Below are 25,686 nucleotides of genomic sequence, written 5' to 3'. Positions count from 1 at the left end.
ATCACACTTTAGGGTTTCTTAACTGCTTTTTCCGCCCCACTGCGTCACTTTCTCTTAACGAACCACCGGTACGCCTACGAAAAGGTTTCTGACTTTGAATATAATTTCAGCAAAACCGCTCCTTATGGAGCTGTAACCCACGCCCTTGTCTACTCATAAGCTCCAAAGTTTACATCTGTAACGAGAGCTTCTGTATTCTTTTTATTATTCATATCCCGATAGCTAACCTGACTTTCAGATGAGAGCCGAAGAGGCAAGCTAGTTTTGCGATCGACGGTAAGATGGTACACGGTCTGCACATTAGCTTGCTTCATCATCTTATCCATCGTTACCTCTCCCTGCTTCCATACCCGCTCTAGCTCCTGCTCAAGCTTCGCCTGATTCGTGCCTCCGATTGCTTTTGCCTTGCGCATATACTCCTCTCGCATAGCACGCATCTCAGCATCCAATTGTGTCGTAGCCCATACCTTGGCATCCTCAGGCTTAAGCTCAATACGCAGAATCTGTGTGCGTCGTCCTCCACCATATTCCGATTTAATCGTTTTATTCATACGATCAATATTCTCTAGCTGTGAAATCGGGTTATAACGAGACAGCGCCCCACGTAAAGGCTCCTGATCATTAGACAAAGCCATCCATTGCCCCTTCTTCCGCTGAAAGGATGCACTGAAACCCCCAGGTTGCCCGGCAGAAAGCACAGAGGTAGCGCTCATCTGTGCACCTCCGGAAGTGGCTACGCCGGGAAGCCGGGTCTGCAAAGTCAGACGGTTATGATCTTCCAATTTGCCTGCAAATTTGAATTGGTTTTCAAACACGCCGTTGCTCTCACGCCGCAGTCCAGCCTGACCCTCAAAACTGAGCTTCTCCTTGCCAGCAAGTCCGGATAAAGCAAGCGAAAAAATCTCCTCTGGCGTTTGATCTTTCTGTATAAATCCGCAACCTGGTGTGCAGATCAGTATCAAGCCCAAAATCAGTAACATTACGCGTATATTCCGATATCTAAACATGGCTACCCCCACCTTTTTGTCAAACGTTCTCCATAGGCTACCCCTCCGTTAATGACTTATACCGTTTGACCACAATCTGTTCGCATAAAAAAAGAGAGAACGACTCCGACTTCGGAATTGTTCTCTCTTAACGTGTAACTTCTTGTTCTTCTAATACGATACGGTTACGTCCTCCGTGCTTAGCTTGGTAGAGAGCCATATCTGCACGATAAAACAGCGACTCAACACTCACCTTTTCATCCATCCAGCTCCACTCCGCGATACCGCTTGAGACAGTCACCGATGGCCTCGTCTCTTCCGACACCCGCAGACGTATCGTCTCGGCATATTGAAGAGCCTGTCGTATCCCCAATTGAGGCATATAAATCGCCAACTCTTCACCGCCCCAACGGGCACATATATCCTCAGGACGAACTGAACTGACAACGATATCACTTACCTGCTTAAGCACCTGATCCCCGGTTTGGTGTCCAAATGTATCATTCACTTGCTTGAATTGATCGATGTCAACCACAATGAGAGAACCACAGAACTCATGCGCCTGCCGTTCATGAATAACGTTATCTAGATAATGACGAACATATAATCCTGTCAGCATGTCCAGATTGGCCAAGCGTCGTACTTCGGCATGGAGCGTTGCATTGGTCAGCGCAAGTCCCATATGAATCACTAACATCTGCAACAAACGATAATTATCGTAAGAGAAAAATTGCTCCTGAGTATGCCCAAGCATGATCACACATTTCACTTCACCGTTCACCCAAACTGGTGACGCAATCAGAGATAACGATTTCGTTTGCTCCATAAATTGAGAAGGAAATGAAGCATGTTGACGATAGTTAGACATAATAAGCGGCTCTTCCGACTGATACAACGCACCGGCAATACCATAATTGTTCGGATATGATTGGCGCCGTAGCTGATGAACGTTAGAGGACATCACTTCAAATTGATTCGTACTATCATTCAACTGGAGGATACAGCATGATTCAGCTTGGAATATACCTAGCATCTCTTGTTCAGCAAATTGAAAAATTTCCATCAGTTGAAGACTTTTATTTAAGCGTTGTGTCAAATCGTTAATTAGACGAAGTTCCTGGATAAGCATATTGGATTGTTCATGCAATTTCGCATTCTCGAAGGCTGTTCCCGCCGTATCTGCCATCATCGTAATTAATTGCAGGTCTGACTCCTCCATTAGCTCATCATTCATTTCAATGTAAAACACACCATATATGCCCTGTTTGCCTTTAAGAGGTAACCCCACCTCAGTAATTCTGTTCTCCCCATCGATCGATCGAGCAACAATCAGTCGTCCTTCCATAAAAGAACGTACACAGATGTCCTCACCTCGTTCATGAACCAATAAAGGTTTGATCCGGGCATTAGAGCTATTCTGATCCTGAGACATAAAAAGCGTAATTCGCATCGTAGGATACAAATAATCCATACTACCAAACACTTCATCCAATATCGTATCCACATCCATGTTGTCGTGCATCCGTTGAACAATCTGGAATAGTATTGATCTCCGATGTTCTTCACGTGCCGTTTGCTCATGAGCATGTAATAGATCCGTCATGAATATATATTCAAACCTGCGGTAAAAACAAGTCCGATAATGTGATGCCTCAGATCGAACCAAGGCTTCTGACGTTTCATATGGATTGGGTTCGTAGATCAATGCAGTGAATACAGCGAACATATCCTTATTGCTTCTCGAATATAGAGGAAGGGCAAGCAAATGAAACTGACCATGATGATCACTGCTACGCAGGGTTTGTTCTTGTCCCGTTTCCAGACATCTTAATACGGCGAGGCTCACATCCATACTTACGGCTTCCTCATATGGATCTCCCACCTTAACGCCTTCAGTATTCCATACATTAAATATCATCGCTGCATGGTCTTGTGCGGGGCTGCGTTGTTGCTGCCAATCGGCAAAAGCCTGTTGTAGCAGACTCCCCAAATATGAAAAATCAAAAGGTGTGATATCCACTTGCTGCATCCAGAGCGCATGCTCGTTATGAAGAGATGCAGCAGATGCGGGATTGCCCGAACTTGGCGAGTTCAAACTGGCTGGCAAACTTCCTAGATGTTCTAACATGTCAGGCGCTCCTTTGCACCGTTTTTGCATCTCATAGATGCATTAATCTGCATAGGTTATCGCAAACCTGCAAATTCGTCTGATAACCTTACAGCATAAGTTTATTTAAAGTTAAGATAGAATCTATTTTACTCTCTTTGCAACTTTTTTGCATCCATATTTCAGAAAATTGTCCCATTATTTTAGGCCTAATGACCTATCGACAAATTTAGACGTTTTTTTCTTCTATCTTAACCTTGACTTTGTTTCTCTTAAACTGTAATATGAATTGTTGATGAAGACTACTAAATGGGTCTTTAAATTTGGGCATTACCGGTTGTGTCACCCTCATTCTTTTTGTTGCTTTCAGGACAGCGGCTGAACTCTCCTGATCGTCCTATGCGAGGCTGAGCCCGCATCAACAAATTGGAGCGCAAACAGAGCCCTATATGAACTTTAACTAAAAAGGAGCTACTTTAAACATGGCACGTTACACTGGTCCTAAATTTAAATTGAGCCGTCGCCTCGGCATTTCCCTTAGCGGAACAGGCAAAGATTTGAAACGTCCTTTCCCTCCAGGTCAGCACGGAGCTAACCAACGCAGAAAAATGAGCAACTACGGTATGCAGTTGCAAGAAAAACAAAAACTGCGTCACATGTACGGTTTGGGCGAAAAACAATTCCGCACTCTGTTCGCTAGAGCGCAAAAAATGCAAGGTATCGCGGGTGAAAACTTCATGTTCTTGCTTGAGTGCCGCCTTGACAACCTCGTTTACCGTCTTGGATTTGCTAACTCCCGTGCAGGAGCACGTCAGTTGGTATCCCATGGTCACATCACAGTAAACGGTAAAAAAGTCGACATCGCTTCTTACCAAGTAAGCACTGGCGATGTAATCAGCTTGCGTGAAAGAAGCCGCGGTTTGTCTTCTGTTAAAGAAGCATTGGAAAACCGTACGCATCTTCCAGCATACGTTGAATTCAATGATACAGCAGTTGAGGGTAAATTCATCCGTCTGCCTGAGCGTTCGGAATTGTCCCAAGAAATCGATGAGAAACAAATCGTCGAGTTCTACAACCGTTAATCGTTGCGATTACATTAAGTTTCAATTTAAAACAGCTGTCGAGATTTTCTCGGCAGCTGTTTATCTATGTTTTTGACTAAGCAAAGTAGAATTTAGGGGTGATATTGAAAATTATGCCGTATCCATCAGCAGAATAACATGCGAAGGATACCGTTTTGATCAGGAAGTGATGATCTAATAACGTAAGAACTTATATGCAAAATACGTCACAGCTGAAAAAATACCACTCACCATGATAATAATCGCTGATTCAAACACCTCTAATTCAATTCGGAACTGATCTATTACAAGGATTGTAATTATGACTAAAATCATGACTATAAATCCAATGGAAAGTGATGATTTAAAATGTGAAATTATTCTTTCATCATGCTCCGAGTTCACAACCCGTTTGCCCCCTTTGTTGTTCATAGCCAACATACTGAAATTTAAGATGGAGCACCCAAGTAACCCAAATCCTAAAGGCATAGCAAACGACAGGTTAGAATTATTTAACGCAAACCTCTGGTAAAGGGCAATTGAAAAAACAAGTAACCCAACAACGCACATCACAATAGATACTAAAGTCCACTTCCTCACTCAACATCCCCCTCTTCCTCAAAAATAAAGACCTGCTCAATGCTTTTATTGAACACCCGAGCGATAAGATAAGCCAGCATAATCGATGGATTGTATCGCCCTCTTTCCAATGAAATAATGGTCTGACGTGATACGTTAACCTTCTCGGCCAGATCCTGTTGTGTCATATTAAGCTCTCGACGGTAGATCTCAATCTTATTCTTCATGGATTTCGTGTCCTCTCTATATTTGTAAAGCTGACTTTACAAAAAATATATCCCTCACTCATCAAAATGTCAAGCTAACTTTACACCGAAATCGTACTCTAAAACAGGCTGATAGAAAGTAACTCCTCCGGCCATATTCTTATCTCCTTATGATATGGTACATTTACAAGCATAATAAATAACATAATTTCGAAAATAATGGCATTATTCGACTATTGCTTGTATTTCTCAGGCATGCAAACCCACCTTTTTATGCTATAATAAGTGCTGTTAAAAGGAGGAAGACACTGAATGGTTGATGTTAATAAGAAAAAGCCCGATGAACAGCCTGTCCGCAAACGTAGCTTCATCCGCAGACTAGGCAGTGTCGTCAAATGGATGGTCGTCCTGGGAATCATGGGGGTACTATTTGTAGGCGGCGCTTTAATGGGATACGTCAGTTCCATTGTAAAAGACGAGCCTGTCCGTTCCAGGGCCCTGATTGAACAGAAAGTCAGCGAAAACTCCATCACAGGCTTTGCTTACTTCGCCGATGGCAGTCCAATCGGTCAGTTACGTACAGAAGAAGACAGACGTCCGGTCACCATTGACCAGATCCCACAGAAGGTTATTGATGCAGTTATTTCGATTGAAGACAATCATTTTTACGAACATAAAGGTGTAGACATGAACGGTACACTTCGTGCCGTAAAACAGAAAGTGCTTAAAGAGTCTGTCCAAACAGGCGGAAGCACACTTACACAGCAATTAGCGCGTCGTGTATTCCTCAATCTAGATCGTACCGAGGATCGGAAAGTAAAAGAAATTCTTCTCTCGCTCCGTCTGGAACGTTTCTTGACAAAGGACGAAATTATGACTGCGTACTTGAACAAGGTTCCATTCGGTAATGGCTCCAGCGGGTATAATGTCTATGGCATTAAGGCTGCGGCCAAAGGTTTGTTCAATATTAATGATCTAGAGAAAATAAATACGGCTCAGGCTGCTTACCTTGCTGGCTTACCACAGCTCCCCTCTTCATACTCTGCTTTTAATGGAAAAGGCGATTTTGTTGAGGATAATTTTGAGCGCGCAATTAATCGCCAGCACTTGGTTTTACGTCGAATGTTAGAACTGGGTAAAATCAATCAAACCGAATATAACGAAGCGCTTGCTTTTGACATCAAGAGCTCTCTCGCTCCCAAAACGGTTAAAGCTTACAACACTTATCCTTATCTTATGATGGAAACTGAACGACAAGCTGCTCAAATCTTGATGACGCAGTTGAATACAGATACAACCAAAGGCACAGATGATGCTACAGTCAAGGATGCAGCACCTAAAGATAGCAGTGCATTATTGGAAGAGGCTCAGCAGCAATTGCGCACAGGTGGATATCGCATTTATACCACCATTAACAAAAGTGTATACAAAACCATGCGTACCATTGCTGAAAATGACAGTAATTTTGCCGCAGACGATCCCAAAAAGGGAAAAGAACAAACAGCAGCTATGTTGATCGACCATAAGACTGGTGCCATTCTGGGCATGATTGAAGGTCGAAGCTTCCAAGATGAGCAGATGAACTACGCTACTCAGATGGTGCGTCAACCGGGTTCTGCTATGAAACCAATTGCAGCATACCTACCTGCTATGGATGAAGGTTTAGTTCAGCCAGGTTCCATCGTGGATGATTCACCAATTATTCTTAAGAATGGCCCAAGCGGATATCATATTCCGAAGAATGCTAATAACCGCTACCAAGGCCTGATCACTGCTCGTAGAGCGCTGAATTACTCACTGAATACCGTGGCACTTAAGTTATTTAATGAGGACGTTGGAATTGATAAAGCCTGGGCTTTCGCCCAAAAACTTGGCATTACCACGATTCAGAAAAACGACTATCAAGCACAAACGGGTGTTCTCGGTGGTCTTCAATATGGTGTAACCGTTGAGGAACTCACCAATGCCTATGGTGCCATCGCCAACAACGGTGTGTACAACGATTCATATATGATCAGTAAAATTGTAGACTCTAAAGGAAACATCGTATATAAACACGAAGCTGCCCCTGTTCAGGCGTTCTCCGAGCAGACGGCATACCTCATGACTGACATGCTTCGTACAGTTGTTACAGAGGGTACAGCGGATAAAGTACGTGAGAGCTACAAATACTCGAAGAGTGTACCGATTGTCGGAAAAACAGGCTCTACCCAGAACTATGCCGATGTCTGGTTTGAAGGTTACTCCCCAGATGTCACTTTGGGTGTATGGGTTGGATACAAACAGCCTGTTAACACACTAGAGACCAAGTCTCAGCGCAAACGAGCACAGCAATTATGGACTCAAATTATGAATGAGGTCATTGCCTCAGACAAAGAGTTATTTGTTACAGATAAGTTCGAGAAGCCATCAGGTATAGTCACGAAGACCGTTTCCGCTTATAGCGGCAAACTGCCTACGGCTCTGACAGACCGCTTTGTCACAGATATTTTTAACAGTAAATTTGTTCCTAAAGATAGCGATGATGGCGTCGCTAAGGCGAAGTACATCACTTACAATGGTGTGAACTACATCCCTCGTGATGAAACGCCTAGCGATATGTTGAAAGAAAAAACTGTAATCAAACGTAAAAAACCAATCTCCGATCTCATTAAAGAGTTGCAGAATGCATTCTCTCGTATGAGCCGGCATGAGTCACTTGCTTATTACCTGCCACAGGATGCAGATTCAGACATGCCAACTCAGATTGATCCACGACAAGATAACGGTAAAGCTCCTGATGCTCCAGGAAATGTAAGACTGTCTATGTCAAATGGCAGAGCAATCATTACATTCAATGCTACACCGGAAAGTGATGTTGTTGGATATCGGTTGTATCGTTCTGTTAATGGCGGAGGATTCCAGAATCAAGGGCAAGTCGTCCTTACCGGGGAATCTCGATCCTTCACGGCGTATGCACAAGGTGGTAACTTCTCCTTCTACGTTACAGCAGTTGATGTAGCTGGAAGAGAGTCTGCACCAAGCGCAATTGCTACTAGTGCTGCGGTTGTAGAGCCGCCACCAGAGGAAGAAGTGAAGGAACCGATTAATGTTCCAGGAACAATTATCACGCCTGGCGAAGGATCCGACGATACTGCAGCAACTTCACCAAGCACACCGAGTCAGGTAAGTGTTACAGCTCTATCCCAGGGTATTCGTATCCAATGGAGATCAAACGCTGAAGCAGAAGGTGTACAGAGCTATTCCGTTTATTACAGTGAAACGGGCAATGCGCCATTCAACAAAATCGGCTCTACCTCGCGTACCTCGCTTGACTTCGGTGTACCCGCAACAACCAGCGGATGGTTTAAAGTCTCTGCGAGCAACAGTGCAGGAGAATCTGAACCTTCAGCAGCGGTACATTATCAACCTTAAAGTTAGATCAATATGATCGCACCAAACGGCCTCCTAAGTTTAATCTTAGGGGGTCTTTTGTTTAACACGTCAAAAAGCCTGATCTCTTAAACATCGCAGATCAGGCTTCTTCATGATGATATCAATTGCAATTCGGCGACTCGTGGCTTACCACATTCAACATTTAGTCTTCAATGGTGGACAGGTCTCCTGTCGGCAAATCAAGCTCCCAGGCTTTCAAGACACGACGCATAATTTTACCAGAGCGTGTCTTCGGCAATTTATCCTTGAATTCTATCTCACGCGGTGCAGCGTGGGCGGACAGGCCTTCTTTTACAAAACGATAAATCTCTTCCTTCAACTCCGGTGTCGCCTCATACCCATCACGAAGCGCTACAAAGGCTTTGATGATCTCTCCCCGTGTCACATCCGGTTTACCGATTACACCAGCCTCAGCTACAGCAGGGTGCTCTACGAGCTTGCTCTCCACCTCGAAAGGACCGATACGTTCGCCAGACGAATTAATCACATCATCAATTCTGCCCTGAAACCAGAAGTAGCCGTCTTCATCCATATAAGCAGAGTCTCCAGATACATACCAGCCTGAGAGCCGGAAATACTCCTCGTATTTAGCGGGATTGTTCCAGATTTTCGCCATCATCGACGGCCATGGGCTGCGTATTGCCAAATTCCCCATACTATACGGAGGTAACTCCTGCCCACGATCATCGATAATTGCAGCTTCAATCCCGGGCAAAGGTCTTCCCATTGAACCTGGCTTAATCGGCATACCTGGATAATTACAGATCAATTGCGCACCTGTTTCCGTCATCCACCATGTATCATGAATTCGTTGATCATATGCTTTCCAGCCCCAACGAACCACTTCAGGATTGAGCGGCTCGCCGACAGACATGACGTGACGCAGACTACTCAAATCATGCTGAGCGATCGTCTCGTCTCCTGCACCCATCAACATTCGAAACGCCGTCGGTGCGCTGTACCAGACGGTAACTTTATTTTTTTCAATCGTGCTATACCAGTCTTGTGGACTGAAACGACCTCCACGAATAACATTGGTTACCCCGTTCAGCCATGGTGCAAAAATACCATAAGACGTGCCTGTGACCCAACCAGGGTCTGCGGTGCACCAGTAAACATCATCCTCGCGTAAGTCGAGCACAACTTTGCCTGTATAATAATGCTGAACCATTGCATTCTGCACATGATATACGCCCTTCGGTTTCCCCGTAGAACCCGAAGTATAATGGATAATGAGTCCATCCTCACGACTGAGCCATTCCACGTCCATCTCATCCGAAGCAACAGACATCTCTGCATTAAAATCAATCAGTCCATCTTCCGTCTGTTCCCCACCACCAACGACAAATATATGCTTTAGCTCCGGTAATTCGGAGCGCTTAATTCGTCCAAGAAGCTCAGGTGTCGTTACAAGTGCAACTGCCCCACTGTCCTCCAATCGGTCTTTGACGGCCGTCTCCATAAAAGCTTCAAACAGCGGTCCTGCGATCGCACCCACTTTCAAGATACCCAAAAGGCTGAAATATAGCTCAGGGCTTCTCGGCATAAAAATAAATACTCGATCCCCCTTGGTCACACCATATTTCCGTAGTACATTACCAAACCGGTTGGATTGCTCACTAAGATCGGCAAAGGTATATGCCTCTTCCCGTGAAGCATCACTGTACAGCAATGCCGTTCTACCGCCTCTTCCTTCTAGTACATGGCGATCTATCGCCTCATGAGCCATATTCACTTTTCCGCTGGCGTGCCACGTAAAGTGCCTTTCCACCGATTCCCAATCAAATCGGCTTCGAGCCTCCGCGTAATCGCCCAAGTTAGATTCAGACACAACCGTTTGCAGCATCTCTTCAAATGCTTGACTCATGCTTGCCAGCCTCCTTCAACTCGACATTTCGATTCCCTTAAATGGGTGACTTCTCATTGCCTTGTGTTGACTGAACTTCCAGTTAGCGCTTACATTAATAGAGAGAGCATTCTCTTTATTTACTTGCTTGACCTACTGAATGAATTTTGAGCTGCACTTGAATTGTGAACATTTTTTGTCTACGCCATTATAGCAAATCTTCTCAATCATCGTCTAGGGGGAAGAAAGGAGCATGAACCATGGAGCATATTAAGAAGCATCATATGCGTTCCATCTTCAAATCCGGTCACCACATCACGATTGAAGGCCCTATGCCCGCTGAGGCCATTTCACAGCTAGGTTTCCATCCGGATCTCGATGCTTTTCGGAGACCATCAGAGCAGCAGGAAGCCCTAACTGAGATTGCCGATCTGCCGGAAGGTCGTATCATTCTAGCACATGAAAATAGCATCATTATTGGTTACGTTACGTTTCATTACGCTGACGAATGTGAACGTTGGTCTGAAGGTAATATGACGGATCTCATAGAACTGGGAGCTATCGAGGTGGCTGATGAGTACCGCTCTCTAGGTATAGGACGTGAGATGCTTCTCACTGCGTTCGAAGGTGAACAGTTGGAGCGATATATCATTTTTACGACCGAATATTATTGGCATTGGGATCTGAAGGGCAGCGGTCTGTCCGTGTGGGATTATCGTAAAATGATGGAGAAGTTAATGCAAACCGTAGATATGACCTGGTACGCGACCGATGATCCTGAAATCTGCTCTCACCCGGCAAACTGTCTTATGGTGAGAATCGGCAGCCAGGTACCACTCGCGTCTGAGGAACAGTTCGATCGTGTGCGCTTTCGCTATCGGTTTATGTATTGAGTTATATTCATATACAATTAAATTATATTGAGATTAAATGCACTACGCTCAAATTACGCTTGAATTATACTTACATAAGAAAAACGCCTATCGTCTTACCTCCACAGAAGATAGACCGCATTTGCTTGTAGTTTTTCTTACGATCATCGAATGATTCAACTCTGCTGCAAACTGATGAAAATTTTAATCAAAAAACCGCTTCTCATCTTAGCTCTCCATAACTTAAGAGCTATCCGTTGAGAAGCGGTTTAGTTCCGTTTTTCCTGGCTGAGGCCGTTCGTACCCAGCCTTGATCCCCTACATGAAAACTTACATGTTCTCTAACATATGCTCTACAATGCGATGTGAGCGCTGGGAAGACTGCACTGTAAATTCAGCAAAGTTAACATGTGCGGAACCATCTGCTTTATCGGACATGCCTCTCAGAACAACAAAAGGTACACGATTCATGAAGCTCACCTGCGCAACAGCCGCCCCTTCCATTTCTGCACATGCTCCATCCATTTGGGTGTATAACATATTTACCGTTTCTTTACTCGCAATGAATTGATCTCCGGACAGAACTTTTCCGATCATGTATTTCGAACCTTGCGCCTTACAAGCATCTTCAGCAAGTGCAATCAGCGAAGCATCGGCAGGAAATGCAGAGGTTTCTTGATATGGAATAACACCCCGTTCAAACCCGAGTGGCGTCACATCCATATCATGCTGCACACAGACCGAAGAAATGACGATATCTCCAATATTCAGCTCAGGATGAACCGCACCCGCAACACCTGTAAAAATAATTCGATCCACTTGGAAGCGGTCGATTAGAATTTGTGTGGTTACTGATGCGTTTACTTTACCCACACCGGATTTGCAGACAACAATTTGTTTCCCCAACCACTCGCCTGCAACATAGGTTATTCCCGTCTGTTTGACCGTCTCCAACTGCTTCATACCTGCAAGCAACAGTTCTACTTCCTCATCCATAGCACCGATAATACCGATTGTTTCGCGCATGTCCTAAGCCCTCCAGTAGATTCTATTCAGCACAAAAGCTCCGTCTCCGGAGCTTCTGCCAATTCGATATGTAGAGAGAACATCTTCTCCCTGCCTTATACCATTTCCAATGCTATATTTACTTATCCAGCATGGCTTACAGACAAACGTAGGATCGTTTCATGTGGCAAAATAACCCGTGGGTTCTCCACATTTTCTTTTTTCATCAGCTTCGTGAGCAAACGCATCGCAACGGCACCCAGGTCATACATTGGCTGAGCGACTGTTGTCAATTGCGGACGCACCATGGAAGCCATACGAATGTTATCCACACTAATAATGGAGAAGTCATCCGGTACTTTCAGACCCTCATCCTGAATGCTGTGAATCGCGCCAATAGCCATCTCATCTGTTGCAGCGAAGATTGCTGTTGGTTTCTTCTTCAGCCCGAGGAAGTATTTCATTGCTTCCACGCCGGACTCATAACGATAGTTACCGATGCGCACCAGATCCTCCTGATAGTCCATACCTGCTGCTTCAAGAGCTTTCTTGTACCCTTGGAAACGCGCGTAGCCGTTAGCAGGATCTTGCAGCGTGCCACTAATCATCGCAATTTCCTTATGACCATGACGAATCAATGTATTCACCGCATCAAATGCTGCAGCTTCATGATCGATATCTACAGAAGGATATGTTCCCTTTTCGTCACTTGTCGCACAAAGCACGATAGGTACTGCTGCGGATTGAAAGGCTTGGATATGTTCATCCGTTACTGTACCGCCCATGAAAAGCAAACCGTCGACTTGCTTTTCTAGCAACGTGTTAATAACACGAATTTCTTTTTCTTTCTTCTTGTCCGCATTACATAGAATGATATTGTAGTGATACATATTAGCAATATCCTCAATTCCGCGAGCAATCTCAGCGAAAGTCGAGTTCGAAATATCAGGAATTACCACACCGACTGTTGTCGTCTTTTTGCTAGCCAAACCTCTGGCTACAGCATTCGGACGATATCCCAACCGATCAATGGCTTCATATACTTTTTTACGTGTTTGTGGCTTCACATTGGGGTTATTGTTAACTACCCGTGATACCGTTGCCATGGACACTCCAGCTTCGCGTGCCACATCATAAATGGTTACCGTCACAGTACTTCTCTCCATTACCAGTAAATTTTCAACCCATTTTCATTAAGAATTATATTACGACAAATTTTTGCATTAATCAATTAAAATAGGCTCTAGGACTCACTTAAAACCTGCGTGAGCGTGGTCGAAGTAATATCAGAATGGGAAGTTTGCCATACAGGCTTTCCCTTTTTAACTAGAATTGCCTGTGGAGATTCATGCTTAACACCCAGTTTTTCTGCTGCTTCGTTAGATACAGGGCGGTCTTCCACAACATAAATAATGCCGTATTTCACTTGTTCATTCGGATTGTTTTGCAAATAGTTGTTCATCTCCTGATAAGCATTCGCACTAATTGGGCAACGTGTACTATGCTTAAACAGAAGCAAAGGCTGTTCCTCGGTAGCCTCCACTGCGGAGTTTAGCTGTTCAATACTTGTCATTTTAGTCATGTCAGCCATTGGATATACATCCCCCTTTTTCAGGAATACCGCTATGTTGAGCGTTTTCACTCTTCGATATCTTAACAAAAAGCGCGCGAAAAAGCCAATTTTCATGAAAACAAGCATTTTACACGTCAAAACTAGACAGCATTCGAGAAATGCGCCTGCCAAACGAACCCCGATAACTGACCCAGTCTACGCTGCGTTGTCTCGATCCATTCCGCATCACCCGACTTTTGAGCATAACCTAAAATATCGAGCAATAGATTAATCCTTTCCTTCACAGCCTGCTGCATCTGATCTTGCATCTCTTGATCCGTTGCATTGGGTCTAGCAAGCAGTTGCTCGTGGAACAGGTCTGCAAGCTCATTTTGCTCACCAAATAAGACATCCTGCTTATTGGGCTCTTCACCCAATTTACTAATACATTCTTTCAGGTCAGGCTTGACCGGTTGAAGCACTTCGTATGAAATACAATCTGTACATGCAAATACAGGTACGTTACGAATCTCTACTTTTTTGGCGTACACAACGGTTCTTAATTCTAATTCCATTACATGTCCGCATCTGCACGATTTGCGCACATCCATCACCTCATTCGTTCTATACTCGTATACTGTTACCATTCGACCTTTTTCGGCCTAAATCCTGCTGCAAACCAAAGGTTGCACAAATTACCACTGACGCCAGGTTAAGGGTTGCTTGCGTATCCTAACAACGATTGAAATCGGTTACTCATCTTGGATGGTTATGTATTCCGTGAAGCGAAGCTAGGAATCTGTTACAATGAAGTCGATTCATGCTACCTTAAAAGGAGAGATGGATATGAGATTAACAGGCAAAAAAGTTATCGCTCTAGTTGATGAAGAATTCGAGGATCTGGAGTTATGGTATCCCGTACATCGTGTGCGTGAAGAAGGTGCTGAGGTGCATCTAGCTGGGGAGAAAAAAGGTAAAACCTACATCGGAAAATATGGTGTTCCCGCCGAAGCGGAATACAGCTTCGACGAGTTGGACAGTTCTGCATATGATGGTATTCTTGTGCCTGGCGGTTGGGCGCCGGACAAGCTCCGCCGCTATCCCAAAGTGCTTGAACTTGTGAAGGAGATGCATGCAGATCGCAAGCCCATCGGACAAATCTGTCACGCAGGCTGGGTGCTGATCTCCGCCAAAATTCTGGAAGGTGTTACCGTGACCTCCACTCCGGGCATTCGAGACGATATGGAGAATGCAGGTGCAATCTGGAAAGACGAGCCTGTTGTCGTAGATGGACATATCATTTCGGCACGTCGTCCTCCCGACCTTCCCCCTTATGGAAAAGCATTCTGTGATGCGTTGGCTACAGCCAAAACGGAATAAACACTGAATCACCAAAAACCCCCTCGCTCTGTAGCGTGGGGGTTTCATGGTTTAGGCGAAACTCTTCTCATCCATCTATTTAACAGATACGTGAGGATGGATTGATGTTTAACCTATTAGTTGAAGAGCATTTAAGATACTTTTACTAAGGTGGGATTATCAAGAGGCATTCGAGCCACTTTGTTCATCCGGGTTGCCTGCTCCGTCATTAAACGTCTGTAAACGTTGTTCGATATCCAGGCTTGTTCGCAACGTGAAGCACTCCTGTGCTATTTCTTTGGCCGCTGCAGCAGTTGTGTTGAGCACCCTATGCTTCACACGCAAAAGTGATTGTGGAGACATACTTAGATTGCGTATGCCTAGCTCAAGCCATAGTGGAATCGAACGCTCGTCCCCTGCCATCTCTCCACATACACTAATCTCAATTCCAGCAGTGTGAGCTGCTTCTACTGTTGCTCTCAGCATACGCAACACGGCTGGATGATATGGATGATACATATGAGCGATCTGTTCGTTCATCCGATCTACAGCCAAGACGTATTGAACAAGATCATTCGTACCGATGCTAAAGAAATCCGCTTCCTCTGCCAATAAGTCTGCAATCATCACCGCTGCAGGCACTTCAATCATAATACCCACTTGGATATGTGGATCATATGGCAATTTACGCTCATCCAGATCAGCCATAGCTTCACGCAAGATTTCATTCGCCTGTTGAAGTTCTTCGACTGACGAAATCATAGGGTACATAATCTTCACATTCCCTGCAGCACTTGCCCGCAGAATTGCCGTAAGCTGTGTTTTGAATAGATCCTTACGATCCAAACTGATGCGGATGGCTCGATATCCAAGAAACGGATTATCCTCTTCAGGTAGCTCGAAATAATCAAGTTGCTTATCTCCGCCAATATCCAGTGTACGAATGACGACAGACTGACCTGCTGTTTTTTCAGCGACCAATCTGTATACCTCATACTGTTCCTGCTCACCTGGGAACGTCGCACGATCCATATAAAGGAACTCCGTACGGAACAACCCTACCCCCTTCGCCCCATGCTTCAGAGCGAGATCCAATTCCTTCACTGAACTGATATTGGATGCTAGGTGAAGTACTGAGCCGTCCTTGGTCACGGCATCAACTGTAGCAAGCACCTGCAATTGTTCTTTTTTCTGAAGCTGTTTGCTACGAATCATCGTGTAACGCTCAATCGTTTTGCGATCCGGCTCGGTAAATACAAGTCCGTTGTCCCCATCTACTACAAGCATATCACCTGTCTCAACTGGCATGCCAAGACTCGCCTCCAGACCGGAAACGAGAGGTATACCCAAGGCACGAGCCATAATAGCGGAATGAGATGTTTTGCCACCAATTAGAGTAACGATACCAAGCACATGCGTAGGATTGAGATGCGCCAGTTGTGAAGGCGACAGCTCTTTGGCTACAAGGATATATGGCTGAGTATCTGAAGGAAGGGTAATCTCTGGTGCACCCAATAGATGCTTTAACAATCGATTGCCGACATCCTTGATGTCGATCGCCCGCTCCTTCATGTACTCATCATCCAACAAGTCAAACATCGTTACAAAGTGGTCAATCGCTTCTTTTACCGCCACTTCGGCAGCTTTATATTGCCGTTCAATAATGCCTCGAATTTCGTTCATAAACACAGGGTCTTCCAAAATCGCTAGATGCGCATCAAAGATGCTTGACTCTTCTGGACCTACAACTTCCTTGAATTCATTCTTGATGTATTCTATCTCATCCCGTGAAGTCCGGATGCCCTCATACAGCCGTTCGAATTCCTGGGCGAGATCCACCGAATCCATCTTCTGATCCGGCAGATCCCATTCCCAACTGGGCAGGACAAATGCTTTGCCGATGGCTATGCCTGCAGCGCCGTTGATGCCTTGTATCTTCATTCTACCCCTCCAACGTTCCTGTCATAGAGCACCACGGACATAACGGATGCCTGACCTTTCTTGACTTGCTTGAATGGAGCAAAACTCCATGATTTGACACGATCCGGATTGGTAATTACCATCGGTGTTGTCAGTGATGCTGCTTGTTCCCGCAGAACCGCAAGATCGAATTTAATCAGCAATTGTCCCGGCTCAACCGTATCGCCTTCCTGAACAAAAGCTTCAAAATGACCTTTCAATTGTGAAGTATCAATCCCGATATGGAGCAGAACCTCAAGTCCTTCTCGGGTGGAAATGCCTAACGCATGCATCGTTGGATACAGGTGCATAATTGTACCGAAGACAGGAGAAACCAGCTCTCCCCGCTCTGGAACAAAGGCTACCCCATCCCCAACAAGCTTGGCTGCGAATATCTGATCTGGCACCTCTTCGATCGGCAGCATTTTCCCTTGTACAGGCGCACAGAACAGCACTTGTGGCAGATCCCGTTCCAGTAGCTTCGCAATCTCCTCACGAATCAATTCGGAATAGGTACCGAATACCACTTGCACATTGCCTCCACCGAGCTTGATTAACCCAGCCGAGCCCATGCTCTTCATCGCACCCGTATCAATCAGGCGATCATCGTGCACCGTCAGACGAAGACGTGTGATGCATGCCTCCACCTGCACAATGTTACTCTTGCCACCCAGCGCTTCCAAAATCAAAGGAGCCTGATAAGGAATATTGCCTACCCAATCCTCTAACATCGAACCTTCTTCACGTCCTGGCGTAGGAATCTTAAATGTACGAATCGCCCAGCGGAATAAGAAGTAATAAACGAGCCCATATAGTATGCCAATCGGGATAAGCTTCCAAGCATTCTCTGATAAATGGAAATTGAGTATGTAATCAATTATACCTGCCGAGTACGAGAACCCGTGGCGTATATCAAGCCAATAACTAATCCACATCGCAACACCAGACATCACCGCATGCACAATAAACAGATAAGGAGCTGCAAATAAAAAGGCAAACTCAATTTGCTCAGATACTCCTGTTAGGAAACAGACTAATGCTGAAGTAAGGAATGTTTTCTTAATCTTCGGCTTCAAGTCTTCCCGAGCTTCCTGAATAATGGCAAACGCAATCGCTGGAATAGCGAACATCATGATTGGGAACAACCCGGCCATGAAGAAACCTGCCGATGGATCACCTGCAAAGAAACGAGGCAAATCCCCCTGTACAATGTTTCCGTCAGGCGTTTCGAACGTGCCCAATTGAAACCAGAATACATTGTTCAGCAGATGATGTAAGCCGAAAGCAACCAATACCCTGTAAAGCACGCCATAGATGAACAACCCAAAGCCACCGAGACTGTATTCCCATGTGGCAACCGCATTCAATCCATGCTGTAGTATTGGAGCGATCCATAACATAAAGCAGGAGAACAGCGCCGAGCAGAGCCCAACGATGAGCAAAACGAACCTCGAGCCGCCAAAAAATTGCAAAATCTCTGGTAGCTTAATGCTTTTAAACCGATTATGCATTACCCCAGCCAGTGCGCCGAGTATAATTCCGATTAAGGAAGCAGGCTGAATGGTGCCATCACCAAAATTGCGAGTCACCTGATCATATATGACGATACCAGCCAGTGCAGCGAGTCCCGCTTGTCCGGCCTGGTTGGAGAGTCCCAGCGCTACACCGACCGCAAATAAATAGGGCAAAAAATAAAAAATACCGTGTCCAGCCACGGTAGACACTTCACCAACAACTTTTATCCCCCAGGCGTCCCAGGGTAAACTGCCAACACTAAGCAATATTGCGGCGGCGGGCAGGACCATTGTAGGCAGCATTACCGCTCTTCCGAGCTGCTGCAAGGATCCGAGCCAATTCATGGCGACCTCTCCTTTCTATCCTTGATGGTAAGCTTTAAGAAACATTTTGTCAAAGCAAAACAGCAACCTGTTGGAAAGTTAATTAGACTCCGCAATCACATACCAAAAAGACCACATGTTGATGTGGCCAGAACCATAACCAAACGTTATATATTCTCCAGAAAGGCAAGATGCTCAGCCAAGCGATTGATGCTATATTCTTGATCACCCTAATGCAGTTATGCTATAAAAAAAGAAATATCCCGTTAACTTATTGTCCGTTAACGGGATTCTCTACGTTTACAGCCTGATCCTACAGAATGTACTTTGCTTAACACCTGGCATAACACAATACCAAGCCGCCGCAAAACGACGGAAATGGCGCTTAGTCGCGTCCAGCACCGCGCAGAACGATGGAATCTTCGACCTTGATACAACGATTCGTAACAGCCTTCAGACCGTTCTCAGCCGCAATCTGCACTGCTTCATCATTATGGATGCCCAGCTGCAGCCACAATACGTTAGCTTTGATCGCCGCCGCCTCTCGTGCTACATCAGCACAATACTCTTCTCGGCGAAACACATTAACGATATCTACTGGTTCTGGAATATCTGCGAGCGTGGCGTACACCGTTTCTCCAAGAATCTCACCTTGCACCTGAGGGTTCACAGGAATGATGCGATATCCTCTGCTCTGCATAGCTTCAGCAACCATGTAGGATGTGCGATCTGATTTGTCTGATAAACCAACGACTGCGATGTTGCCTGCATTACGTAAAATTTGTCCAATTTCTTCACGAGTAGGGTTGTTAAATTCCATGTTCAAGCACCATCCTTTTCTGCTTAAAGATATCAGCTGATTTCCAACTTCGATGCTGATCATACCGCCAGGCATGTTTCGTACTCACAAGCGGACTTTTGGAACTACCTCTGAACGTGAGTGTTATTTTACTCTTTTACCCATTGTACGGAGGCACCAAGCGCCTGCAAGTGATCAAAGTATTGTGGATAAGACTTGGCTACATGGTGTGCATCCCGAATGCGGAGCGGTTGCTTGGCACGAAGTCCAACAACGGTTAGAGCCATGATGACCCGATGATCATAATGAGCATTAATCTCAACGCCACCTTCGACGCCTTCTGGGCGTCCATGCACGATGATCTCAGCCTGACGCTCTTCAACGTTCGCACCCGCCTTACGAAGCTCATTCAAGTAATCCGTAATTCGGTCACATTCCTTATAGCGTAGGTTCTCTACATTATAAAACCGTGAAGTCCCTTCCGCAAACACAGCCGCCGCTACCATGGCCAGAACAGCATCTGTTGCAGCATCACCATCGAACTCAATTGCCTTTAATTTTCCGTTACCTTGCACGTGTACAACATTGTTCTCATGTGTGAGAGGCACTTCCATCATGCGCAGCACATCCACGATGGCACGTTCCCCTTGCTTACTCTGTTCCATCAAACGCAAGATTTTTACATCCGATTGTGTCACCGCTGCCGCCGCGAGAACTGCTGCTGAACCTGGGTAGTCTCCTTGCACGGTATACGTCTGTGGTTGGTATGACTGGCCCCCAGGTACACGGAAGGACATATAATCATCGCTTGCATGGATAACGATTCCTGCTTGCTCCAATACCTCCAGCGTTTGTCCGATCACGACCTTGGATTTCAGGTCATTCAGCACTTCAATTGTGCTATCTTCTGCTAGCATAGGTGTTACAAAGAGTAATGCACTGAGATATTGGGAGCTCACAGAACCGGATACACGGATATGTCCACCTTTGGGCTTGCCACCTTTGATTGTAATAGGTAGACGTCCTTGTTCATGCTGAACCTCCACACCAAGTTGTCCCAAGGCATCGATCAGATCATCATGTGGCCGCTTACCAAGTGAATCTGGATACGTATTAACAAAAGTAACCTCAGGACATAATGCCGTTACACCCATAAGAAAACGTAAAACAGCACCTGCATTACCTACATTCAGTTCACGTACATCGCGTGGACTGCTACCGAAACCTTGGATTACGATTTTGCTATCTTCTTCTTCCAGAACTGCACCTAGATCACGAATACATCTACGCATCGCGTCACTATCTTCACTATGCGCAGGGAAATGGATGGTGCTTGTGCCTTCTGCCAATGCAGCAGCTAGCAAATAACGTGTTGTGTAGTTTTTGGAGGACAAGGCTCCAATTTCCCCTTTCAGGGAGGGAGTAGGTGTTACGATAACGTCCATGAATGAATTCTCCTTCATTATTCAAATTGATTAAACACTAGAATCATACCCGAGGGTATCTTGCCTAAATTGACATTCCCTGCATCGCTTGGGTATCATTATAAGCGTTAAGTCGATACAGAAAAGAGGATCTGAATATGACGCAAATTGCTGAAATTGAAACGTCTGAGCTACGCCGCCGTTTACAGGCTGGTGAGAAGTTGCAGATGATAGACGTCCGCGAGGACGAAGAGGTCGCACAAGGCATGATTGAGGGAGCGAAGCACATCCCCCTAGGACAAATTCCAGACAGATTGTCTGAAATTGAGAAGTCTGGTGAGATTGTCCTCATCTGTCGCAGTGGTTACCGCAGCGAGCGTGCTGCTGAATATCTGCAACAACTCGGCTACGAAGGCTGCACCAACATGGTTGGCGGCATGCTACAATGGCAACAGGAAGACTAATTAAACGAGCCGATCGGCTCGTTTTTTCTTCAAACTGCACTTCTCACACCTCTAACGAAAACATACAATGATTACAGGCTTAGACGCGGTAATGCGCTAAAATTAAACGAGTCACTTCTGCCGCGGATAACGACGTGGTATCCACCGTGTAATGTGCAAACCGATATGCGTCTTTGCGTTCCTCCATAATCGTCTGAATCCGTTCCTCCGCATTGCCTGCCAGTAATGGACGATTGTCACAACCACTCACACGCTCTACAATCACTCCGGGATCTGCAGTCAGTGCAACGACCCAGCCATTCTTGGACATCACATCACAGTTGTCAGCACGCAGTACAACACCGCCTCCAGTTGCAATGACCTGTGCCTTCTTCTCTAGTACAGAGCACAGCACCCGACTCTCTGCATCCCGGAAGTAAGTCTCACCTTTACCTGTGAACAATTCAGGAATGGTGCAACCTTCCTCTTTCTCCACTGCGGCGTCCACATCAACCAGTCGATAGCCTAGTTCGCGTGCAAGCAGATCTGCAACTGTTGATTTGCCGGTTCCCATCATACCGATGAGTATAATATTGTTAGCCTTGCTCAAAAGGTACACTCCTTTATTCCAAGAGGTTATTCAAAAAGTTCGCTTTGGATGACGAAACATCATTTTGAATTCGCATTTCAAGCATTTCTTGAGCACTTTTGTCCTATCATAACACAGGCCTGCTAACTGGGGAAGGCTAGAGCGCCGACGGCAGAGGTGAGAGCCATCTATGACCTTCTGTATGAAATAAAAAAGACCCACAACTCGGCATTGCCGAAATTGTAGGTCTTTGAGTCAGAGGTCATTTCCGCTCTAAAACTACTCCATCCAGTTGTGGTGGAAGCTGCCTTCTTTGTCCAAACGTTTGAACGTGTGCGCACCGAAGTAGTCACGTTGTGCTTGCAACAGGTTTGCAGGCAAACGCTCTGTACGGTAGCTATCGTAGTAGGACAGCGCGCTGGAGAAGCCAGGAACCGGAATTCCTTGTTGTACAGCAGCTGCCACGACTTCACGCCATGCGCCTTGGTAAGATTCAACGATGTTTTGGAAGTATGGATCTAAGAGCAGGTTTTTGAGTAGTGCGTCTTTATCATATGCTTCTTTGATGTTTTGCAAGAACTGTGAACGGATGATGCAGCCACCACGGAAGATCATCGCGATGTTGCCGTATTTCAGATCCCAGCCATACTCATCGGATGCAGCACGCATCTGAGCGAAGCCTTGAGCATAGGATACGATTTTACTTGCAAAGAGTGCTTTACGCACGTTCTCAATGAATGCTTTTTTGTCGCCAGAGAATGCTTCTGTCGCAGGGCCATTCAGAATTTTACTCGCTGCTACACGCTCGTCTTTCATCGCAGACAAGAAACGGGAGAATACGGATTCGGTAATCATGGACAGTGGTACGCCGAGATCAAGCGCGCTTTGGCTTGTCCATTTACCTGTTCCTTTTTGTCCAGCTGCATCCAAGATCACGTCTACCATTGGTTTGCCGGTTTCTGGATCGTATTTGGAGAAGATGTCTGCTGTAATTTCGATCAAGTAGCTATCCAGCTCACCTTGATTCCATTCTGTGAAGATTTCATGCAACTCTTCTACGGAAACGTTAAGTACGGATTTGAGCAGGTGGTATGCTTCGCCAATCAATTGCATATCACCGTATTCAATACCATTGTGAACCATTTTGACATAGTGTCCTGCACCGTCTGGTCCGATATATGTACAACAAGGGTCATCGCCGACTTTAGCTGAAATTGCTGTCAGAATCGGCTCTACTAATTTGTAAGCACTCTCTTGTCCACCTGGCATAATGGAAGGACCTTTCAATGCACCCTCTTCACCACCAGATACGCCTGTACCGATGAAACGAATACCTTTGTCTTCCAGCTCTTTGCTGCGACGTTGAGTATCAGGGAAGTATGCATTTCCTCCATCAATGATGATGTCGCCTTCATCCAAATGAGGTAGCAATTGTTCAATGGTTGCGTCAGTCGCTTTACCTGCTTGAACCATGATCAAAATTTTGCGTGGGGATTCCAGGGATGCTATGAATTCTTCAATCGAGAACGTACCTGTCAGATTTTTACCCTCGGCTTCTTTCAGAAGATCCTCTGTTTTCTCTTGGGAACGGTTATATACCGACACCGTGAAACCTCTGCTTTCAATGTTAAGGGCCAAATTCTTGCCCATGACAGCCAGTCCGATTACGCCGATCTGTTGTTTAGTCATCTGGTCTCCCATCCTTTACTCCAATTGATTTTTAATGATATTGTCTCTCAACATCACTCTCATTTTAACGGTTTTATGTATAGAAGTGAACCCCGCAGAGCGTCCGTACAACGAGAAAACGCCCCAATCCATCAAGGTGTCATTGTATTTTCATAATTACCTAGAATGGGGCAGACGTGGAGGAAGCGAGTCTTTGGAACAAATCCATGTCGGCCAAGAGAAAATCCCCCTACTGTGGGTCGAACCGATTACTCTATATGAAGCTGACCTAATCCTGAATCAAGGGATAGAAGATTTTGATGTCTTGGTTGGAAGCTCGCACTTCTCCATTATCGACCCTTGTCGCTCGTAACGTCACCTTTGTCATTTAACAAGGATTTTTCTAACAGCAATAAAAGCCCTGGCGTGTGCCGGGGCTTTGTTTACAAGTGTAATCTAGAATGGGTATGTTTCATGCTTCCAGCATCAACAGATGTCCGGATAACCGCTGCAACACTTCGCGACAAGCGTTTGCCTTTTCCATATTATTGAGCTGTATAGCGTTGTGCAAACGTTCCAGTTCATCGTCCACTTCCATGCGCAACAGCATTAGTCGCTCCTCGCCTTCACGCGAGAGGAACATTTCTTCCATCTCTTCCGCCGTAGGCGCAGGTTCCTTTTGAAAAATAACACGTTGCTTGAACCCAGATACCTCCACCAAACGAATCACTTCACCAAATAAAATGTTCTCTACCGTCATCTGCTGATCCTTGAATCGTTTTACAACCGCATGCCCTCTTGTGTCACCAATAAGCTTCTCCAGCCATTCCGCTAGCTTCGCGTCTTTGATGATATAATCACCTGTCATTTTGTAGTTGCCACTGCGTGTTTGTTGAAAACGGAGCTTTACTAGCTTACGCCCAGTGCGGACTGACAAGATAAAGAAGGATTCGTCCTCGCTCCAATATAGTGAATAGCCCTCACGAATAAGGTCTTTGATCAAATTTTGGATATGCCGACGGTTGAACCGCAGCTCCAGATTGCAATATTCAACTTCATAACTCTTATTCACGGCACTCCCCTCCATCTGTACCGGATCTACACCGGTTCGCTTCTTACATCGCTTTTTACATGGCTTCTTCTACATCGGCTTACCCTATTTTATACTTCATTTTATGTAAGGGTACTTGGTTATTTGACTATTTTTCACCGAATCAACCCAGTGACCAGACCTTTCCGCACGTGCACAGGGGCAAGCCCTCTGATTTTCATGATATAATAGACGCGAAATGGAGGAATACAGATGAATTTTTCCGGGTTTAACAATCGCGATTTTGATGTATTTCAAGTTCCTGGGCTAGAGCCACGTATGGAGATGCTGATTGAACGAGTTCGTCCGAAGCTGGAAGCACTTGGTGCAGAGCTGGCACCTTACCTCACCGAATTGTGCGGGGAAGAGATGTTTGTGCATGTCGCCAAACACGCACGTCGTACCGTCAATCCTCCCATCGATACATGGGTTGCCTAGGGATCTTCCAAACGGGGATATAAAGCACTGCCTCACTTTGAGGTGGGCATGTTCGATACACATGTGTTTGTCATTTTCGCTGTCATCTACGAAAGTCCGAACAAAATTACGTTTGCCGAAGCACTGGAGCGTGAGTTGGATGAGGTGCGCCGCAATCTACCTGGAGAGTTCTATTGGTCGATGGATCATATGGATCCACAGGGTACATTTCATAAGGATATGAATTCTGAGGATTATGACAAGATTATCACCAAGCTGAAAACAGTTAAAAAAGCTGAAGTCATGTGTGGTCTTCGTATTGAGCGAGATGACCCACTTGCTGCAGATGGGGAACAATTACTCAAAACGATTCGCTCCACGTTCAATACGTTACTACCGTTATACAAAATGTCTTTCTAATAAAAATAACAAAGGGAATGTCACAACCGAT

At 45.4% G+C, this 25,686-nt stretch carries 22 protein-coding genes and 1 pseudogene; 7 read left to right on the top strand and 16 right to left on the bottom strand.

All coding sequences use genetic code 11. From position 1 onward, the window contains the following. Positions 1–149: 149 nt before the first annotated feature. Together J2T19_RS01345 and J2T19_RS01340 are read right to left on the bottom strand one after the other, a co-directional pair. Positions 150–980: a hypothetical protein gene (locus J2T19_RS01345; protein ID WP_307212261.1), complete on the bottom strand. Its 831-nt coding sequence runs from the start codon at positions 978–980 to the stop codon at positions 150–152. A gap of 154 nt (positions 981–1,134) precedes the next feature. Beyond that, positions 1,135–3,114, bottom strand: coding sequence for a sensor domain-containing diguanylate cyclase (locus J2T19_RS01340; RefSeq protein WP_307212258.1), 1,980 nt, complete (start codon positions 3,112–3,114; stop codon positions 1,135–1,137). A 461-nt stretch (positions 3,115–3,575) separates the two neighbouring features. On the opposite strand from J2T19_RS01340, the gene rpsD reads away from it, so the two are divergent. Continuing rightward, entirely contained in the window at positions 3,576–4,175 is a 600-nt protein-coding gene (rpsD, locus tag J2T19_RS01335) for a 30S ribosomal protein S4 (protein WP_056696322.1), read from the top strand. A gap of 174 nt (positions 4,176–4,349) precedes the next feature. On the opposite strand, the gene J2T19_RS01330 is transcribed toward rpsD, so the two are convergent. Together J2T19_RS01330 and J2T19_RS01325 are read right to left on the bottom strand one after the other, a co-directional pair. After that, positions 4,350–4,754 carry a hypothetical protein gene (locus tag J2T19_RS01330; protein ID WP_307212250.1) on the bottom strand — a complete coding sequence of 135 codons (405 nt, stop codon included), beginning with the start codon at positions 4,752–4,754 and terminating at the stop codon, positions 4,350–4,352. Next, positions 4,751–4,960 carry a helix-turn-helix transcriptional regulator gene (locus tag J2T19_RS01325; RefSeq protein WP_145045482.1) on the bottom strand — a complete coding sequence of 70 codons (210 nt, stop codon included), beginning with the start codon at positions 4,958–4,960 and terminating at the stop codon, positions 4,751–4,753. The genes J2T19_RS01330 and J2T19_RS01325 overlap by 4 nt, the downstream gene beginning before the upstream one ends. 291 nt (positions 4,961–5,251) lie before the next feature. Between J2T19_RS01325 and J2T19_RS01320 the strand changes: the two genes are divergently transcribed. After that, the gene (locus tag J2T19_RS01320) at positions 5,252–8,353 is read left to right on the top strand and encodes a penicillin-binding protein 1A (protein WP_307212245.1); all 3,102 of its coding nucleotides are present in this window, start codon (positions 5,252–5,254) and stop codon (positions 8,351–8,353) included. Between the two features lie 163 nt (positions 8,354–8,516). Here J2T19_RS01320 and acsA read toward each other — a convergent pair whose 3' ends face one another. Then, positions 8,517–10,241 (bottom strand): acetate--CoA ligase, encoded by a 1,725-nt coding sequence (gene acsA / locus J2T19_RS01315; RefSeq protein WP_307212242.1) that lies wholly within the window; start codon positions 10,239–10,241, stop codon positions 8,517–8,519. A 239-nt stretch (positions 10,242–10,480) separates the two neighbouring features. On the opposite strand from acsA, the gene J2T19_RS01310 reads away from it, so the two are divergent. Continuing rightward, complete coding sequence (locus J2T19_RS01310; RefSeq protein ID WP_307212239.1) at positions 10,481–11,113, top strand: GNAT family N-acetyltransferase; 633 nt, start codon at positions 10,481–10,483, stop codon at positions 11,111–11,113. A gap of 309 nt (positions 11,114–11,422) precedes the next feature. Here J2T19_RS01310 and J2T19_RS01305 read toward each other — a convergent pair whose 3' ends face one another. From J2T19_RS01305 to J2T19_RS01290, 4 genes are all read right to left on the bottom strand, one after another. Next, the gene (locus J2T19_RS01305) at positions 11,423–12,118 is read right to left on the bottom strand and encodes a 5'-methylthioadenosine/adenosylhomocysteine nucleosidase (protein ID WP_307212237.1); all 696 of its coding nucleotides are present in this window, start codon (positions 12,116–12,118) and stop codon (positions 11,423–11,425) included. Positions 12,119–12,240: 122 nt separating this feature from the next. After that, positions 12,241–13,248: a catabolite control protein A gene (gene ccpA, locus J2T19_RS01300; RefSeq protein ID WP_145045491.1), complete on the bottom strand. Its 1,008-nt coding sequence runs from the start codon at positions 13,246–13,248 to the stop codon at positions 12,241–12,243. Positions 13,249–13,340: 92 nt separating this feature from the next. Beyond that, on the bottom strand, positions 13,341–13,688 hold the full coding sequence (gene ytxJ / locus J2T19_RS01295; protein ID WP_307212232.1) for a bacillithiol system redox-active protein YtxJ: 348 nt from the start codon (positions 13,686–13,688) through the stop codon (positions 13,341–13,343). 122 nt (positions 13,689–13,810) lie between these two features. Further along, a complete protein-coding gene (locus tag J2T19_RS01290) occupies positions 13,811–14,224 on the bottom strand; it encodes a hypothetical protein (RefSeq protein WP_239287676.1) in 414 nt (137 codons plus the stop codon). Between the two features lie 271 nt (positions 14,225–14,495). Between J2T19_RS01290 and J2T19_RS01285 the strand changes: the two genes are divergently transcribed. Beyond that, positions 14,496–15,029 carry a type 1 glutamine amidotransferase domain-containing protein gene (locus J2T19_RS01285; protein WP_056696928.1) on the top strand — a complete coding sequence of 178 codons (534 nt, stop codon included), beginning with the start codon at positions 14,496–14,498 and terminating at the stop codon, positions 15,027–15,029. A 159-nt stretch (positions 15,030–15,188) separates the two neighbouring features. On the opposite strand, the gene ptsP is transcribed toward J2T19_RS01285, so the two are convergent. From ptsP to aroA, 4 genes are all read right to left on the bottom strand, one after another. Continuing rightward, complete coding sequence (ptsP, locus tag J2T19_RS01280) at positions 15,189–16,949, bottom strand: phosphoenolpyruvate--protein phosphotransferase (protein ID WP_307212224.1); 1,761 nt, start codon at positions 16,947–16,949, stop codon at positions 15,189–15,191. After that, complete coding sequence (locus tag J2T19_RS01275) at positions 16,946–18,826, bottom strand: glucose PTS transporter subunit IIA (protein WP_307212222.1); 1,881 nt, start codon at positions 18,824–18,826, stop codon at positions 16,946–16,948. Before J2T19_RS01275 ends, ptsP begins: the two co-directional genes overlap by 4 nt. Positions 18,827–19,190: 364 nt before the next feature. Continuing rightward, positions 19,191–19,625, bottom strand: coding sequence for a CoA-binding protein (locus J2T19_RS01270; RefSeq protein ID WP_145045498.1), 435 nt, complete (start codon positions 19,623–19,625; stop codon positions 19,191–19,193). 128 nt (positions 19,626–19,753) lie between these two features. Next, positions 19,754–21,049 (bottom strand): 3-phosphoshikimate 1-carboxyvinyltransferase, encoded by a 1,296-nt coding sequence (aroA, locus tag J2T19_RS01265; protein WP_307212216.1) that lies wholly within the window; start codon positions 21,047–21,049, stop codon positions 19,754–19,756. 137 nt (positions 21,050–21,186) lie between these two features. Between aroA and J2T19_RS01260 the strand changes: the two genes are divergently transcribed. Then, on the top strand, positions 21,187–21,492 hold the full coding sequence (locus J2T19_RS01260) for a rhodanese-like domain-containing protein (protein ID WP_056696298.1): 306 nt from the start codon (positions 21,187–21,189) through the stop codon (positions 21,490–21,492). 79 nt (positions 21,493–21,571) lie between these two features. Here J2T19_RS01260 and J2T19_RS01255 read toward each other — a convergent pair whose 3' ends face one another. Beyond that, positions 21,572–22,081 (bottom strand): shikimate kinase, encoded by a 510-nt coding sequence (locus tag J2T19_RS01255; protein ID WP_307212209.1) that lies wholly within the window; start codon positions 22,079–22,081, stop codon positions 21,572–21,574. A gap of 258 nt (positions 22,082–22,339) precedes the next feature. Then, positions 22,340–23,749, bottom strand: a complete 1,410-nt coding sequence (gnd, locus tag J2T19_RS01250) for an NADP-dependent phosphogluconate dehydrogenase (RefSeq protein WP_307212207.1) — start codon at positions 23,747–23,749, stop codon at positions 22,340–22,342. 193 nt (positions 23,750–23,942) lie between these two features. On the opposite strand from gnd, the gene J2T19_RS01245 reads away from it, so the two are divergent. Continuing rightward, positions 23,943–24,101 (top strand): hypothetical protein, encoded by a 159-nt coding sequence (locus tag J2T19_RS01245; protein WP_307212205.1) that lies wholly within the window; start codon positions 23,943–23,945, stop codon positions 24,099–24,101. Positions 24,102–24,200: 99 nt separating this feature from the next. Here J2T19_RS01245 and J2T19_RS01240 read toward each other — a convergent pair whose 3' ends face one another. After that, entirely contained in the window at positions 24,201–24,800 is a 600-nt protein-coding gene (locus J2T19_RS01240; protein ID WP_056696292.1) for a YkzI domain-containing protein, read from the bottom strand. Positions 24,801–25,031: 231 nt separating this feature from the next. Between J2T19_RS01240 and J2T19_RS01235 the strand changes: the two are divergent. Next, positions 25,032–25,655, top strand: a pseudogene (locus J2T19_RS01235) (YktB family protein). Positions 25,656–25,686 lie beyond the last annotated feature (31 nt).

Source organism: Paenibacillus tundrae, from assembly GCF_030812775.1.
Classification (GTDB): Bacteria; Bacillota; Bacilli; order Paenibacillales; family Paenibacillaceae; genus Paenibacillus; species Paenibacillus tundrae_A.
Note: the sequence above shows the minus strand (reverse complement) of the source record. Positions and strands in the feature narration are given on the sequence as shown.